This is a genomic window from Pseudomonas sp. TWR1-1-4, from assembly GCF_049897165.1.
Taxonomy (GTDB): domain Bacteria; phylum Pseudomonadota; class Gammaproteobacteria; order Pseudomonadales; family Pseudomonadaceae; genus Aquipseudomonas; species Aquipseudomonas canadensis.
In genome coordinates this window covers 552189-563952 of sequence record NZ_JAFCVS010000002.1, presented here as the reverse complement: position 1 = coordinate 563952, position 11764 = coordinate 552189, and the positions used below count along the sequence as shown (strand labels likewise).

The window sequence follows — 11764 nt, the reverse complement described above, 5'->3', positions numbered from 1 at the left end:
TTGGGTGCTCCGCGCCGCGCTGGGCGGCAGAAGGTGGCCCGCCGCTCACCGGCAGGCATGTAGGGGGATTAGGGTTACATCAACGCCACCAGGCACGCCGCTGCGATTTGCCGCCGCAGTTCCTGGCGTTGTTGAAGGCTGACCAAATCGCACTTGTATAGGCGGTTGGTCCATCTGTCGCATTCCCGGAGGAAGCGATTCCTGGATTTGCGGCTGGTCACTGGTGCAATGGCGACAATTGCTTCTGCGAACTCTCTCATGAGGCTCTCCTTGTTAGGTGAGCCTTGATGGTCGGCGCGTTGAACTGTCGGCTTCCCGACTATTTGCAGTTGAAATTACTCCTAACCTTGGCCCCTTGTAGATGAACCCGTAGGCGGACCAGAGGGTGGCGATCATGGCGTTACCTCGACCAGTTTCCATTTGGTGTTGTTCGTCTGGCTGTGATCCGACTCGACCAGGCCTTCGCGCTTCATCACCTCCAGTTCCCGGCGGATTTGCTTGGTGGTGAACGGCTCAATGTGAAACCGGATCCACCAAGTGCAGAACCAGTTATCCCGGGTATCGTCCGGGCCGCTCATGTAGATGATGATCCGCTGGCGTAGGCTCATGGCGTCACCCGATGGCCGAGCATCACGTCGGCGACAATTTCCCAGAGTTGGGCTGGTGACCACTGGTAGCGATCGAAGTCCGTGTCTGGCTGAGCGCTGAAAGTGCAGGTGGAGTGGGCGCCGGCCGGGTACTCGCCTCGCTTCGTCATGATGGTCGCTACCCGACTATCCCCGCCCGGTGTCGTGGCGTGGTAGTCGTAGGCGATCGTGTTGTAGTCATTGCGCGCCGCAACCTTGAACTCGCCGTCGATAACCAGATTGGCCCGGCCATCGGGTGTCCATGGCCGCCCGCCGCCGGCAGTGCGCGAATCTTCATGCAGAAAAAGCATGTAGGCCCCGTCGTCGCATCGCTCCATCTTGAAGCAGTGATTCAACTCAGGGTGCCAGACATGCAGGCGCTGATTGCCTTCCAGCTGGACCTGCACGAAGTCCAGGCCGTGCAGGGTGATCTTGTCGGTCATTACGTTGTCGATGATGCTCACGGGCACACTCGTCCTTGCCGCTTTAGCGGCTGACTTTGAAGGAAGGATGTTTTATAGTTAAAGTGAATTGTCGTGCCGATTACCCCATTAAGAAAAGGATGTCTTCTTTGAACTCGGTAGATTTAAGAAATTGGCTAGCGGAAACCCTCCCTAAGCATGAGCTCTTAGCGCGTTCTGTATCCTCTATCGTGGAGAATCTTTTAAAAAGCAACGGAGTTGATTATCTCGCTGTCACCGGCAGAGTAAAAGATTGTGAAAGTGTAGTTAATAAAGTTAAAAGAAAAGGGTATAAGGATCCGGTTAAGCAACTAACTGATTTGACTGGCATTAGGATTATTGTGTTTTTTGAGTCGCAAGTTTCTCGTGTTGCAGAATTGATAGGCGAAGCATTTAAAGTAGATCTTGAAAATTCCAGCATTAAGGATGCGTCTCTTTTGGTCAATCAGATGGGGTATCGATCATCGCATTATGTGTGTGATTTAGGTCCTATACGAAAGGACCTTCCGGAGTACGAAGGGTTAGATGGCCTAAAGTTTGAATTTCAAGTTAGAACTGTTCTTCAACACGCATGGGCTGAGCTTGCTCATGATAGGAACTATAAATTTTCAGGAAAACTGCCTCCCGCTGCTGAAAGGAAGCTTTATTTGTACGCAGGCATGCTGGAACTTGCTGATCGTGGGTTTGATGAGCTGTCGAGTGAAATTGATAGCTACATTAGAGACGTTCAGAGGGGTGTGGTTGCTGGCGATTTGGATATGGAAATAAACTCTATTAACCTAGGGGAGTTTATTGATGAATGGACTAGAGTTAATAGATATCCTTTGGAACATCTTGATTTGAAAGAAGGATTGGGTGATTTGATTGAGGAGCTTCGATTGTTTGGGGTGTCCACTCTCGCGGAATTAAATGAAATTATTCCTGGTGACTATGCTAGTAAATCTAATGAATTGGGAGTGACTACTACTATTTATGGTGTGGTTCGTGATTGGATGCTGATTTCCGACTGGCGGCGCTACCTCGCCAATGTGCCGTTAGTATGGGCGCTCAGCCTCAACGAAGATGTTTTGGTTCAGACTTATTTGCCTGAGGACGAACACAACGTATTCAAGGAGGCCTTTCGAGACCATGATGAAGATAGAGTCGTGTAAACAAAAGCTGTGCAAAGTGCTTTGCAAATTAGAGGCCTGCCCATTGTTTGTTCGGCGCCGTTTTACTGTTTTCGATTGCTTTATCACGCGACCATTTGGGCGCTGCTCGCCGCGCTATGAGATGTGATTTTAGTGGTCTAGAAAACCTTGGCGCCGCTCCTGATCGATAACGCTGTTAGGCGGACGCCCTCAAATTCCATTTCGTATGCCTCTCTCTCATCTAGATGGCCGCCCCCTTTGTCAAAGGGGACGCCAGGGACGTTTTCCCAGAAAATATCGCAGGCGGGCTTTAACTGGCCAGCGCGAACATAGTCAACTGCATCTGCAAACTCCACGTATTTGATGGTGAGGGCGCCGCGTGGGTCTGTGAGGCCTTCGCGCATACCGGCCACGCTGAACGCCTGGCACGGGGTGCCGCCGACCAGCACGTCCGACGCCGGGATCTTGCCGGCCAGCACCAGGGCGGCCAGCTTGGTCATGTCGCCGTGGTTCGGCACGCTGGGGTAGTGATGGGCCAGGACCGCCGAGGGGAATGGCTCAATCTCGGCGAACCAGGCGGCGCGCATGCCCAGCGGGTGCCAGGCCTGCGTTGCGGCTTCGATGCCACTGCACACGCATCCATAAGTGATGGGCATGATGGCTCATCGCCGGTATATTGCGACATTAGGTTTCTGGAGGGGTAGGGATGTCTGTTTGGGAATGGCTTAAGGATTACAACGGGACCGTCGCAGTTCTGATTTCCTTAATCACGGCTGGTTTTGCTCTGTATCACTACATCGGCATCAAGAGGTCGGAGGATGAGGCCCGCCGCTTCTCCACTTATCACGGCCTTATTCAGGACCTCAATATCGGCAAAGACAATGAAGCTCAATATGTAGACCGGCAGATGGCAATTATCTTTGAATTGCGAAACTTTCCGGAGTACTACCCTGTAACTCTTCGTATATTGAAACGCTCCCTACCTCGCTGGAGAGCATTTGCAATAACTGCATCAAATCCCCTGTCACCATATTTGGTGCCAGAAGAGGTTTTACTAACCATCAAGTACATCAACCGCGTGATTGAGGAGAGGAGCTATCTCTGCACTCCTGAAGAAGACCGCCAGTAGCCGGTACCTATCCGCCTTTTAATTAGGCTGCCTGAATCTCCTGCTTTGGCGGCCACTCCGAAGACCCAACGCGTGGCGCCTTCGTCTTCGGGTTGATGATCGGCTTGCCTTTGGCATCCACCAGTACGGCCTTGGCCCTGATCTGCATGTCGCGGCACCTCAGGGTCTTGCGAGCCAACTCAATGAATTGCTCGGCGTACTGCGGAGCGTCGAACAGCGGCGAGAGCTGGCGAACCGTACCCCCCCCATGATCTTTTCGGTGCGCTTTGCGACCAGCTCGAGCCATTCCGCTTCCGGGATCGGCTCGACGCCGCCCGGCATCTTAGCGTTCTTGCGGGTGCCAGCCGTCTTCTTGCGGGCCTTGGTCTTGGCGACATCGAGGGTCATTCCAAACACTGCAAAGGTACTCATGGGTTATCTCCAAGCGTGCGCCTGCCTCGCCGGCTGGCGTGATTCGTTGATATGGGGTATTAGGTAGGGTTATGTGAGCGCTATTAGGGACAAGTCATGCAGGCACCAACGGATAATTTGTATAAGTTTCTCTCGATTGTAGGGATGATATGTTTTGTCTTTTTCTTTTTTGATTTGAATAAGAGATCAGATGATCTTGAATTGAAAATTGATAGTTTAACCATTCAGCAGGTCGAGTTCTTAGCGACTCTAGACGCGATTAAGACAGATTCAAATCGCCTTTCCAAGGTGATTGCTAACCTGAATTCTGGAACAACAACACTTAAAGATCTAATGGTGGCTATGCCGAGCCTAGAGGCAACTAGAGATAAAATACAGTCAAGATTTGATGAGGCAAAATTAGTGAATGCAAAACTCAATGCTAATTTGGAGTTGGTCAAAAGCTATTTTGAAAAGCTTAAAAATCTGGCTTATCTATACGGCTGGCTGCAGTGCGTTTCATTAATAGTTGCATTTGTTGGTATGCTTTTGTGGTATTACAGAACCCAAAGATATCTAGACTTAAAGGACAAGCAGTCTGTCATTTGATTGGGTGTCATCGCGGAAACAATGATCGTATGTTCATACTAATTTATTTTGCGGCACCGGCATGGAGCCGGATAAAGAAGGACTAAAGCGTGGATCAATCCCTTTTAATTCCATTGGTAGGCGTATTAGTTGCAGCAGTGATTGCTGCTGCGACCTCCCTAGTCGTTTCCATACTTTCAAAGGATCAGAAAACGTCAGAGTTTCGCCAGTCTTGGATCGATGCATTCAGAGAGGACGCAGCTAACCTTGCGGGGCACTGGTCAACAATGATCGCTGCATTGGAGATCAAAAAAGAAGCCAAGGAAGACATCAAAGCGTTCCTGGCGTCTCGTCACGACGATGTCATCAATGTAGAGGTTCGCATTACGAGAATGAGGCTGAGGCTCAACCCTAAGGAGCACGCACACCTCATTAGCCTGCTGCATCACCTCGGCAATGGAAAAATGTCTCTCCGTGAAGAAATGGACGCGACTATGGAGTCGATCGTCGTAGAGGTACAAAAGGTTTTGAGGCGTGAGTGGAAGCGTGTGAAGCGCGGAGAGATATCTTTCATACTCCTAAAGTGGTTTTCACTTTTCGCCATTATTGGGGGCACATACGCGGCGTATTTCTTGATGGCGCATCACGTGTAAAATGGAACTACCTCATCATCTGGCTCGGGGTGAGCGAACATTCCGTACTCATCGCGCACGACCGGGGCTGGCTGGATCAACTTGATTTCTTCAGGCATGACTTCGTCCTTGCCGCTATAGCGGCTGACTTTGAAGGGGGGATGGGGAGGGGTGGAACGAAAGAGCGAGGCGCTAATTCCAGCGAACGTCGAGTTCTGAAATTTGCTGCTGCAGCTGCTCTATGAGTTCAAACCAAGAATCGAAACCATTTGATTCGTTCTGGACCAGGAACAGGTAATAACCTCCGGTTTCACCTGCGCGGTGATCCTGAATTTCTATCGTCCAACCGGCGTATTCGCCAGTCAATACTGTTCCAGTACGAATGATCTGCATGTGTTGGTCGGAATCCAGTGAATGTTTGAAATGGCAGCTGTACTTTTTACATCAGCTTGAAAAATGTTGGTACTGCGGCATTCTCCCTCGTTACCAGATCATGGGCATTCACAACCGTCATGCCGCTGGCTCCTCCTGATAGGTAAGGGAATTAACTGAATGGAAATCGAAAATGGCGTTCTGGGATTATTGAAACGCTACCGGTACTTGATACTACTGTTGATGGTTGCCGCCTCGCTGGTGAGCGCGACTTCAAGATTCGTGGGGGACTGGAGAAATTTCTGGACCGTGCTGATGCTGCAAGCCTGGTTTGGTCAAGCTGTGTTCGCTTATCTTCGTGGTGGCTGGGTTGCGATCGGGCCTGGAGGGCTCTCCAAAGACGCGTCGCCTACGTGGAGGGCCGTTTTGGCCGGTGTTGCGTTTGCAATCTATCTGATCGGCTTTGGAATCGATGGTTTTCCGAAGAAGGAGTCTGTCCACGACAGGCGGCCCTCCGACTGGACCATGCCTACTCGAGAAGAGATTGGACGATCTTCTGAGAAAACTAGATAGCACTACTTTGTTAGGTACGGAGAGTCCTTGCCGGGCCATGCCCGGGCGGTGGAGGATGGTGAGGGATCAGCTACAGTTCAGCGATCAGCCAAACGGAGGTGGTGATGGACAACTACGTGTGCGTGATCTGTGGCGGCAAAGGTAAGGAGATGAATACCGCTGGTGAGTTCAGAGATGTTGAGTGTCCCGAATGCGGGAAGTACCTGATGTCGAGAACTGTACTTAAACAAATGCAGATCCTGAAAAAACGCTTAAACATACCTGCTACAAGGGCGTGCATAAATGGGTTCATCGCAGCTGGTAAGCCTGCCGTGATTTCTGTAGCCGAGGTGGCGGTCTACCAGCTCTTCGCGACCTAACCCGACAGGGGCACGCTTTATTCACGGCTACGATGCCGCTGCACAAGCTCCCGTAGGTAAGGTCCGAGGTGCGCTGGGCGCGGGTGATGAGCCAGGCGGCAACCGCCGGGCGCACAAGCAGCTTGGCGACAATGCGCCAGAACAAGTTGATCACGGGGAGTCCTTGCCGGGCCATGCCCGGGTGTTGGATGGCAGACAAAGAGCAGTTAAAGTTCAGCGATTACCGGGGAGGGTAATCATGGGCTGCTGCATATGCGGATATAACGTTGTGCCGATAGTGCTGCCGGACACTGAGGAGTATTCGTGCCCAGCGTGCGGGCGGTGCCGAATTACCGGATCTGCAATTGAGCTGCTTAAGCTGCATCCCTGGAAGTTCGATATATACCTGTCACGGCGGTGGATAGCTGATCAGCAAGAGGTTGGCACCACTCCATTAATCGACTCGGATATTGTCACCAGGCTTGTGTACGTCTAAGCGGTATCCGGTAGGCAATGGTGTGCTTCCTTAGACATTGCTTGTCTCGCTGGGCTGTGTTCGGGCGGTGGAGTGGATTGATTTGAACTGCTGATTCCACCAGGTGCCGAAACAGCTCCAACCTAGAGGACGTAGCGATGACTGAAGAAAAGAATAAAGAGCCCGAGCAAGAAACCCCGGCGCATTCCACTGAGGAGGAGCGGGAGCGCCTGAAGGACTTCAACAAGGACGGTATTCCCCCCGGTTCGAGCTGACCATCAAGCTGCCCGCGCTTGGCGTTGCTCAGTGCGCCACGGGTCGTTGGCGCGTGCCAGTGCAGCCATCGGCGGCGGGCTGACGCTGTTGCCGCACATGTGCACCTGCTGAGTCTTGGTGAAAGGTTTGCCGTCGGCACCGTGGCTGATGATGTAGTCGGCTGGGAAGCCCTGGGCCTTGTACAGCTCGGCCGGTTTCAGCATCCGCAGGCAGATGTCGACGATCACGTAGGGCGTGCCCTTGACCATCACGGTGACCATTGCCAGGCGGTCTTTGGTGGTGATCGTCGGCACCGGCGAGTCGCAAGCGCTGATGTTCTCGGTGCCGTAGTAGCTGATCAGGAAGGCGGCAACCCGCAGGGCACCGACTTCATGCTCTGGCGATAGGGTGAGCGATACCAGTGAACTCTTGCCCCCAGCACCGGCAGTAATGGTTGGTGCTGGATCGTCCAAGCCCTGACCCACGCTGCCGCCGAATGCACGTTCCATGAAAGCGCTGACCAACCCGTGGTGCTGGCCGCCGGCACTGATGGTGTGCAGGGGGGCGTTCGCGTCCCGTGCATCACAGTTGCCGCGCATGTGCACCAGGTGTGCCGTCGTGAGGGCGTGATGCTGCCCGGTCGTTACCGTCGGCACGGGGCAGTCAAGGGCAGACGGCGCGTGGCCGGTGGTGTTCGTCACCAGGGTGGCCGTCATCAACTGCTGCTGGCTGCCGGTGTTGGTCACCGTGGTCATCGGGTCCTCGATGCTCTTTGCGCCGGTGGTGTTGAAGCCGCCATTCATTTGGGCCATGAACACCGTGGATATCCCCATAGCGTGAGCGGCCCCCGCCGGACGCTGATAGTTACCGCCGCTGGTGATGGTGGGCAGTGGTTTGTCCAGCGCCTTGCCCGCGTCATTGAAGCGGAACTTCACAAGGTGTGCCGCTGCGATCGCGCGGTGGTTCTGGGTCATCAGCGTGCCCACCGGCTGATCCATGCCCACCGGCTTGCCGGAGTACTCTGGCCCGGCGGCTCCAACCATCAACGGGCTGATCAGCGTAAGCTCGCCGCGATTTGCGCAGGTCAGTGTCGGTAACGGGGCGAGCGGGTCGTTGATGCGGTCGCTACCCTGGTGCGTTGCCGGGGCGATCACAGGGCTGACCACCGAGAAGGCGCCGCCCTTCGGATAAGAGGTGACGGTGCGCAGCGGCTCGTCGGCAGACTGCACTGTCTCGCCCGACCAGTTGGCAATCGGCACAATGAACGGCGACGCGCTGTCGATGACGAACTTCTTCATGCCCTTGGCAACACGGCGCAGGGTGGCGGGCGCCAGGTCCTTCTTGCGGCCAAAAATGCTTTTGCCCAGGTCAGTGAAGTCGATGCAATCAGCGGCCGTCTTCCACTTCTGCTGGCCCTTGGCCGGGTTCTTGGCGTGGGTTGGCTCAGGCCACACAATCGGCTGGCCGTCGCACCGGGCAATCATAAACAGACGCTCCCGGCTGGTCGGCGCGCCGAAGTCGCAGGCCTTGATGATCTTCCACTCAACGACATAGCCCATGCCTTCCAACAAGGCTACGAAGTGTCGCCAAGTGCGGCCGCGCTGTTTCGGATCTGGGATCAGGAATTGCTGGCCCACCGGTACGACTTCGCCAGGAGCAGCAATAGTGCCGTCCAGCTTGACCACGCGGCCTGTGGCCTTGTCCCTCTTGGCGATCAGCCGGCCCCACTGCAGGATCTGCTTCACGTTCTCCAGGCTGATCACCCGGGGTCGTTTCTTGCCTCCCCACTTTAGGCCGATCCAGGACAGGTTGCGGATCTCGCGCTTGCGCGGCTGGCCGCCCGCGGCCTGGGAGTGGTGCGTGCAGTCCGGCGACATGTGGAACCAGCCCACGGCCTTGCCGCCGCATTCGGTGTCCGGGTCACCATCGAACACGTCGGTGGTGAAGTGCTTGGCGCCTGGGTGATTGACGGTGTGCATGCTGATCGCTTGCGGGCTGTGATTCTTCGCCACGTTTACCGTGCGGCCCAGGCCCATTTCCAGCCCGGTGCCGGCGCCGCCGCCACCACAGAAGAAGTCGACAACGATCTCATCGTCCTGAGGGTTGAAGCCGAGTCCGTATTGGGTTTTGAAATCGAAGGGGTGTTTCTTCTGTTGTGCGGACATAGGGGATCCTCGCCGGCTGGCGTGATTCGTTGATATGGGGTATTACGGGTGACCGGCATGGAGCCGGATCAAGGAGAGGTCAATGAGACATTCAAGCTTCGGGGATGCCTATAGAGGGCAGAAGTTCATCATCCGTATATCTGCCGAGGAAAATGGCTTTACTACTGAACTTCAGGTCGGTGAATTGCCCAGCCACAAAGACAGTGACAACCTCTGGAGTACTCGTGACGAGGCGATCAACGCAGGCATCAAGGAGGCTAGGGACATCATCGACAAGATGACTCCCTAGTATCGATGCTTGGTCGGTTTCAGGCGCTAGCGCGCCTGAGCTGATCGGTGAGTTGGGTCGGAAGGCCCTTTATAACCAAGGAGCCGCCGGCCTCGTCAAAGTTAATCTTGTCGCCCAGCAGGTGCGCCTCGAAGCTGATCGACATGCCTTCAGCCCGCCCGGTGAAACGCCGGAATTTGTTGAGCGTCTTCTTGTCCGGTGGCAAGGTCTCTGAAAGCTCGTAGTCCTTGGCCTTGATGAAGTCGTAGAAGCTGCGCGGCTGGTCTTCGTCGATCAGTCCTGACAGCTCGTCGAGGGTGATTGGCTCGCCAAGTTTGGCCTGGGCCATTGAGTAGCTGACCAGCGTGTGCGTCTTCTCACGGGCTGACTCTTCTGGCAGATCCTCGCTTTCAACAAAGTCACTGAACGCCTTCAGCAGAGTGCGCGTTTCGCTCGGCCCGTCGATCCCTTCCTGGCAGCCAATGAAGTCGCGGAAATAATCGTTAAGCTTCCGTCCCTGCTTGCCCTTCAGGTACGAGATGTACTGCTTCGACTGGCGGTTGTTCTGCCATTCGCTGATGTTGATGCGCGCGGCCAGGCGGATGTGATCCAGGTTCAGGCGCTTCACCGTCATCAGGGCCAGTTCTTCGGTCATGGTCACCGCTTCGGTTTCCTGCACAAGGGCAATCACCAGGTAATCGGTCATGCCTTGCTGATAGTGGCAGAAGAGGGCGTGCCCACCAGTGGTGAGGTTTGACTCTTCCATCAGCTTGGTCAGGTGCTCTACGGCCGTGACGCTGAACGACAGGAAGTCGGTGACGCCGGCCAAGTACTTCCCCAGCCAGCCGCTCAAGGGGTACGCGCCTGACTCTTGGTGGAAGAACCCCCAGCCCTTGCCGGCGGTGGCGTTGTAGCTTTCGTTGAGCTGGCTCATCAGGTCGTCCCGGGCCTGGCTTTCGACCTGCTCGGATGCGCCTAGGAACAGGACGGCCGGGCTACCGTCGGGCTTCTTATCGATCTTGTGGATGACGCTATGGCGTACAGGCATTTCGTTTACCTCGGGTAAGCGCCGCCCTCCGTACCCGGTGGTGGCATGATATTGATTAATATGGTGTTTGACGTGTAAGCTCGCAGCCATTACAGAAATCGTTGAAGAACGATTTTTAACGAGCACGGAGTAACGGCTAGCGTAAAAGAAAGACTCTTCAGCAGTTTGGCAATCGCATCGGACCTGGTGACGTTAGGCGGCGCTGTAATTTCACTTGCAGCCCCATTTTTAACCAATATCGATCTGGGAGTAGTACTGATGGTCACAACAGCAGCAGTTGAATTGGGCGGGGCGGTTCTGGGAACGATCGAAGTTCAAATTGCGAAGAGTACAACGAGTAATGCTAGTTTCCGGTCAGCACCGCTGGGGGTTCAACTCCCTCGCGTTCCCGCCAATTTTTGATTCAGGTGTGATGATTTCGTCGCCTGGGTCTTTGCGAATTTCGCTCAAGCTTTGATTGTGAAATTCACGCGCCACGTTTTCGCTAATCACGATTTCGTGGCGCGGATACCGCAAGAACTTGATCAGCTCGTCGTCAGTCATCAAGTCCAGTTTCATGATGACGATCTGCAAGACCTCGCTGATGATCGACACCTGGCCGCGAAGCCGGATACGCTCCATGGCCTGCTCGATACCCGGCCTGACCTTGTGCCGCAATTCCTTCTCGGCGACCGCCAGGCGCTTCTGCGCAGCCTTGGCCGATCGTTCCTGCACAGTCTTGGCCATGGCCTACCTCTTCTATTCCGCTGGCCGGCAGTGCGAGCCAGGTTTGACGTTTGCGTTGCTGGACTCGTTTCTTCATCTGAATGCAGGCTTCAGCTTTGGATAGTCGATTCCGTAGTCTTCGATCAGCCTGTAAAGCAGGTTGTAGCTGATCTTCAGCGTGTTACAGCACTGCTGCCGACTGATCCCCTCCGCAATGCATTCTTTGATGCGAACGACCAGGAAGGCATCCCTTATTGAGTCGATCCGGTTTGGTGGGCTGGGCTGCATGGGCCGGATGGGAAACTTGATTCCGTACCGGCCAGCTATTCCCTTAAGGACGCCGAGGGTTATTCCTTCCTTCGCGCAGATATCACGACGGCTCATCGTTGCCGCCATTTCCTTGATTCTCGATACCTGCAATTCGGTTTCGGTCTTGACTGCCGGCCGGTGAAAAGTGGGTGGTTGCTTCGGGCCTGGAGTTCGAGGCGCGAGCTGACACTGAGTATCGATCTTGCCGCCGGCCGCCAGGTACTGGTCAACCTGGGCGGCCAGTTCGTCCGATGCTGGGCGTAGCGCCTCGACCAGGCTTAGGTGGTTGCTGATCATGAT

The 11764-nt window shown here is 54.7% G+C and carries 17 protein-coding genes, 1 tRNA gene and 1 pseudogene; 8 read left to right on the top strand and 11 right to left on the bottom strand.

Annotated elements, in window-relative coordinates; translation table 11 throughout:
- Window positions 1-74 precede the first annotated feature (74 nt).
- The 3 genes from ACP7C6_RS07380 to ACP7C6_RS07370 form a co-directional block, all read right to left on the bottom strand.
- Window positions 75-260 carry a hypothetical protein gene (locus tag ACP7C6_RS07380; RefSeq protein ID WP_426108545.1) on the bottom strand — a complete coding sequence of 62 codons (186 nt, stop codon included), beginning with the start codon at window positions 258-260 and terminating at the stop codon, window positions 75-77.
- A gap of 132 nt (window positions 261-392) precedes the next feature.
- Complete coding sequence (locus tag ACP7C6_RS07375) at window positions 393-608, bottom strand: hypothetical protein (RefSeq protein WP_426108544.1); 216 nt, start codon at window positions 606-608, stop codon at window positions 393-395.
- Window positions 605-1069 carry a hypothetical protein gene (locus tag ACP7C6_RS07370; protein ID WP_426108609.1) on the bottom strand — a complete coding sequence of 155 codons (465 nt, stop codon included), beginning with the start codon at window positions 1067-1069 and terminating at the stop codon, window positions 605-607. Before ACP7C6_RS07370 ends, ACP7C6_RS07375 begins: the two co-directional genes overlap by 4 nt.
- A 128-nt stretch (window positions 1070-1197) precedes the next feature.
- On the opposite strand from ACP7C6_RS07370, the gene ACP7C6_RS07365 reads away from it, so the two are divergent.
- On the top strand, window positions 1198-2238 hold the full coding sequence (locus ACP7C6_RS07365) for a GTP pyrophosphokinase (protein WP_426108543.1): 1041 nt from the start codon (window positions 1198-1200) through the stop codon (window positions 2236-2238).
- Window positions 2239-2471: 233 nt separating this feature from the next.
- Here ACP7C6_RS07365 and ACP7C6_RS07360 read toward each other — a convergent pair.
- Window positions 2472-2873: pseudogene (locus tag ACP7C6_RS07360) on the bottom strand (DNA cytosine methyltransferase); the annotation flags it as partial.
- A gap of 50 nt (window positions 2874-2923) precedes the next feature.
- On the opposite strand from ACP7C6_RS07360, the gene ACP7C6_RS07355 reads away from it, so the two are divergent.
- Window positions 2924-3346: a hypothetical protein gene (locus tag ACP7C6_RS07355; RefSeq protein ID WP_148852463.1), complete on the top strand. Its 423-nt coding sequence runs from the start codon at window positions 2924-2926 to the stop codon at window positions 3344-3346.
- 22 nt (window positions 3347-3368) lie between these two features.
- Here ACP7C6_RS07355 and ACP7C6_RS07350 read toward each other — a convergent pair whose 3' ends face one another.
- Both ACP7C6_RS07350 and ACP7C6_RS07345 read right to left on the bottom strand, forming a co-directional pair.
- Window positions 3369-3494, bottom strand: coding sequence for a hypothetical protein (locus tag ACP7C6_RS07350; protein ID WP_426108542.1), 126 nt, complete (start codon window positions 3492-3494; stop codon window positions 3369-3371).
- Between the two features lie 11 nt (window positions 3495-3505).
- A complete protein-coding gene (locus ACP7C6_RS07345) occupies window positions 3506-3757 on the bottom strand; it encodes a hypothetical protein (RefSeq protein WP_426108541.1) in 252 nt (83 codons plus the stop codon).
- A 96-nt stretch (window positions 3758-3853) separates the two neighbouring features.
- On the opposite strand from ACP7C6_RS07345, the gene ACP7C6_RS07340 reads away from it, so the two are divergent.
- Window positions 3854-4345, top strand: coding sequence for a hypothetical protein (locus ACP7C6_RS07340; RefSeq protein WP_426108540.1), 492 nt, complete (start codon window positions 3854-3856; stop codon window positions 4343-4345).
- 89 nt (window positions 4346-4434) lie between these two features.
- The gene (locus ACP7C6_RS07335) at window positions 4435-4977 is read left to right on the top strand and encodes a hypothetical protein (protein WP_426108539.1); all 543 of its coding nucleotides are present in this window, start codon (window positions 4435-4437) and stop codon (window positions 4975-4977) included.
- 171 nt (window positions 4978-5148) lie between these two features.
- On the opposite strand, the gene ACP7C6_RS07330 is transcribed toward ACP7C6_RS07335, so the two are convergent.
- Window positions 5149-5349 carry a hypothetical protein gene (locus ACP7C6_RS07330; RefSeq protein ID WP_426108538.1) on the bottom strand — a complete coding sequence of 67 codons (201 nt, stop codon included), beginning with the start codon at window positions 5347-5349 and terminating at the stop codon, window positions 5149-5151.
- A gap of 159 nt (window positions 5350-5508) precedes the next feature.
- On the opposite strand from ACP7C6_RS07330, the gene ACP7C6_RS07325 reads away from it, so the two are divergent.
- A complete protein-coding gene (locus ACP7C6_RS07325; protein ID WP_426108537.1) occupies window positions 5509-5901 on the top strand; it encodes a hypothetical protein in 393 nt (130 codons plus the stop codon).
- Window positions 5902-6005: 104 nt separating this feature from the next.
- On the top strand, window positions 6006-6260 hold the full coding sequence (locus tag ACP7C6_RS07320; protein WP_426108611.1) for a hypothetical protein: 255 nt from the start codon (window positions 6006-6008) through the stop codon (window positions 6258-6260).
- 732 nt (window positions 6261-6992) lie between these two features.
- Here ACP7C6_RS07320 and ACP7C6_RS07315 read toward each other — a convergent pair.
- Window positions 6993-9134 carry a DNA cytosine methyltransferase gene (locus tag ACP7C6_RS07315; protein WP_426108536.1) on the bottom strand — a complete coding sequence of 714 codons (2142 nt, stop codon included), beginning with the start codon at window positions 9132-9134 and terminating at the stop codon, window positions 6993-6995.
- An 82-nt stretch (window positions 9135-9216) separates the two neighbouring features.
- Here ACP7C6_RS07315 and ACP7C6_RS07310 point away from each other — a divergent pair, with 82 nt between their 5' ends.
- Entirely contained in the window at window positions 9217-9423 is a 207-nt protein-coding gene (locus ACP7C6_RS07310; RefSeq protein WP_426108535.1) for a hypothetical protein, read from the top strand.
- A gap of 19 nt (window positions 9424-9442) precedes the next feature.
- On the opposite strand, the gene yejK is transcribed toward ACP7C6_RS07310, so the two are convergent.
- A complete protein-coding gene (yejK, locus tag ACP7C6_RS07305) occupies window positions 9443-10450 on the bottom strand; it encodes a nucleoid-associated protein YejK (protein WP_426108534.1) in 1008 nt (335 codons plus the stop codon).
- Between the two features lie 299 nt (window positions 10451-10749).
- On the opposite strand from yejK, the gene ACP7C6_RS07300 reads away from it, so the two are divergent.
- Window positions 10750-10844, top strand: a tRNA-OTHER gene (locus ACP7C6_RS07300).
- Here the strand turns inward: ACP7C6_RS07300 and ACP7C6_RS07295 are convergent.
- A complete protein-coding gene (locus ACP7C6_RS07295; protein WP_426108533.1) occupies window positions 10805-11176 on the bottom strand; it encodes a hypothetical protein in 372 nt (123 codons plus the stop codon). The two genes, ACP7C6_RS07300 and ACP7C6_RS07295, sit on opposite strands and share 40 nt — an antisense overlap.
- A gap of 72 nt (window positions 11177-11248) precedes the next feature.
- The gene (locus tag ACP7C6_RS07290) at window positions 11249-11761 is read right to left on the bottom strand and encodes a hypothetical protein (protein WP_426108532.1); all 513 of its coding nucleotides are present in this window, start codon (window positions 11759-11761) and stop codon (window positions 11249-11251) included.
- Between the last annotated feature and the right edge of the window lie 3 nt (window positions 11762-11764).

Bases quoted from the DNA above. Each gene is read 5' to 3' on its own strand.
- ACP7C6_RS07340 (WP_426108540.1), top strand. From the start codon at position 3,854: ATGCAGGCACCAACGGATAATTTGTATAAGTTTCTCTCGATTGTAGGG.
- ACP7C6_RS07295 (WP_426108533.1), bottom strand. From the start codon at position 11,176: ATGGCCAAGACTGTGCAGGAACGATCGGCCAAGGCTGCGCAGAAGCGC.
- ACP7C6_RS07320 (WP_426108611.1), top strand. From the start codon at position 6,006: ATGGACAACTACGTGTGCGTGATCTGTGGCGGCAAAGGTAAGGAGATG.
- ACP7C6_RS07330 (WP_426108538.1), bottom strand. From the start codon at position 5,349: ATGCAGATCATTCGTACTGGAACAGTATTGACTGGCGAATACGCCGGT.
- ACP7C6_RS07315 (WP_426108536.1), bottom strand. From the start codon at position 9,134: ATGTCCGCACAACAGAAGAAACACCCCTTCGATTTCAAAACCCAATAC.
- ACP7C6_RS07370 (WP_426108609.1), bottom strand. From the start codon at position 1,069: ATGACCGACAAGATCACCCTGCACGGCCTGGACTTCGTGCAGGTCCAG.
- ACP7C6_RS07355 (WP_148852463.1), top strand. From the start codon at position 2,924: ATGTCTGTTTGGGAATGGCTTAAGGATTACAACGGGACCGTCGCAGTT.
- ACP7C6_RS07325 (WP_426108537.1), top strand. From the start codon at position 5,509: ATGGAAATCGAAAATGGCGTTCTGGGATTATTGAAACGCTACCGGTAC.
- ACP7C6_RS07345 (WP_426108541.1), bottom strand. From the start codon at position 3,757: ATGAGTACCTTTGCAGTGTTTGGAATGACCCTCGATGTCGCCAAGACC.
- ACP7C6_RS07290 (WP_426108532.1), bottom strand. From the start codon at position 11,761: ATGATCAGCAACCACCTAAGCCTGGTCGAGGCGCTACGCCCAGCATCG.
- ACP7C6_RS07350 (WP_426108542.1), bottom strand. From the start codon at position 3,494: ATGCAGATCAGGGCCAAGGCCGTACTGGTGGATGCCAAAGGCAAGCCG.
- yejK (WP_426108534.1), bottom strand. From the start codon at position 10,450: ATGCCTGTACGCCATAGCGTCATCCACAAGATCGATAAGAAGCCCGAC.
- ACP7C6_RS07310 (WP_426108535.1), top strand. From the start codon at position 9,217: ATGAGACATTCAAGCTTCGGGGATGCCTATAGAGGGCAGAAGTTCATC.
- ACP7C6_RS07375 (WP_426108544.1), bottom strand. From the start codon at position 608: ATGAGCCTACGCCAGCGGATCATCATCTACATGAGCGGCCCGGACGAT.
- ACP7C6_RS07380 (WP_426108545.1), bottom strand. From the start codon at position 260: ATGAGAGAGTTCGCAGAAGCAATTGTCGCCATTGCACCAGTGACCAGC.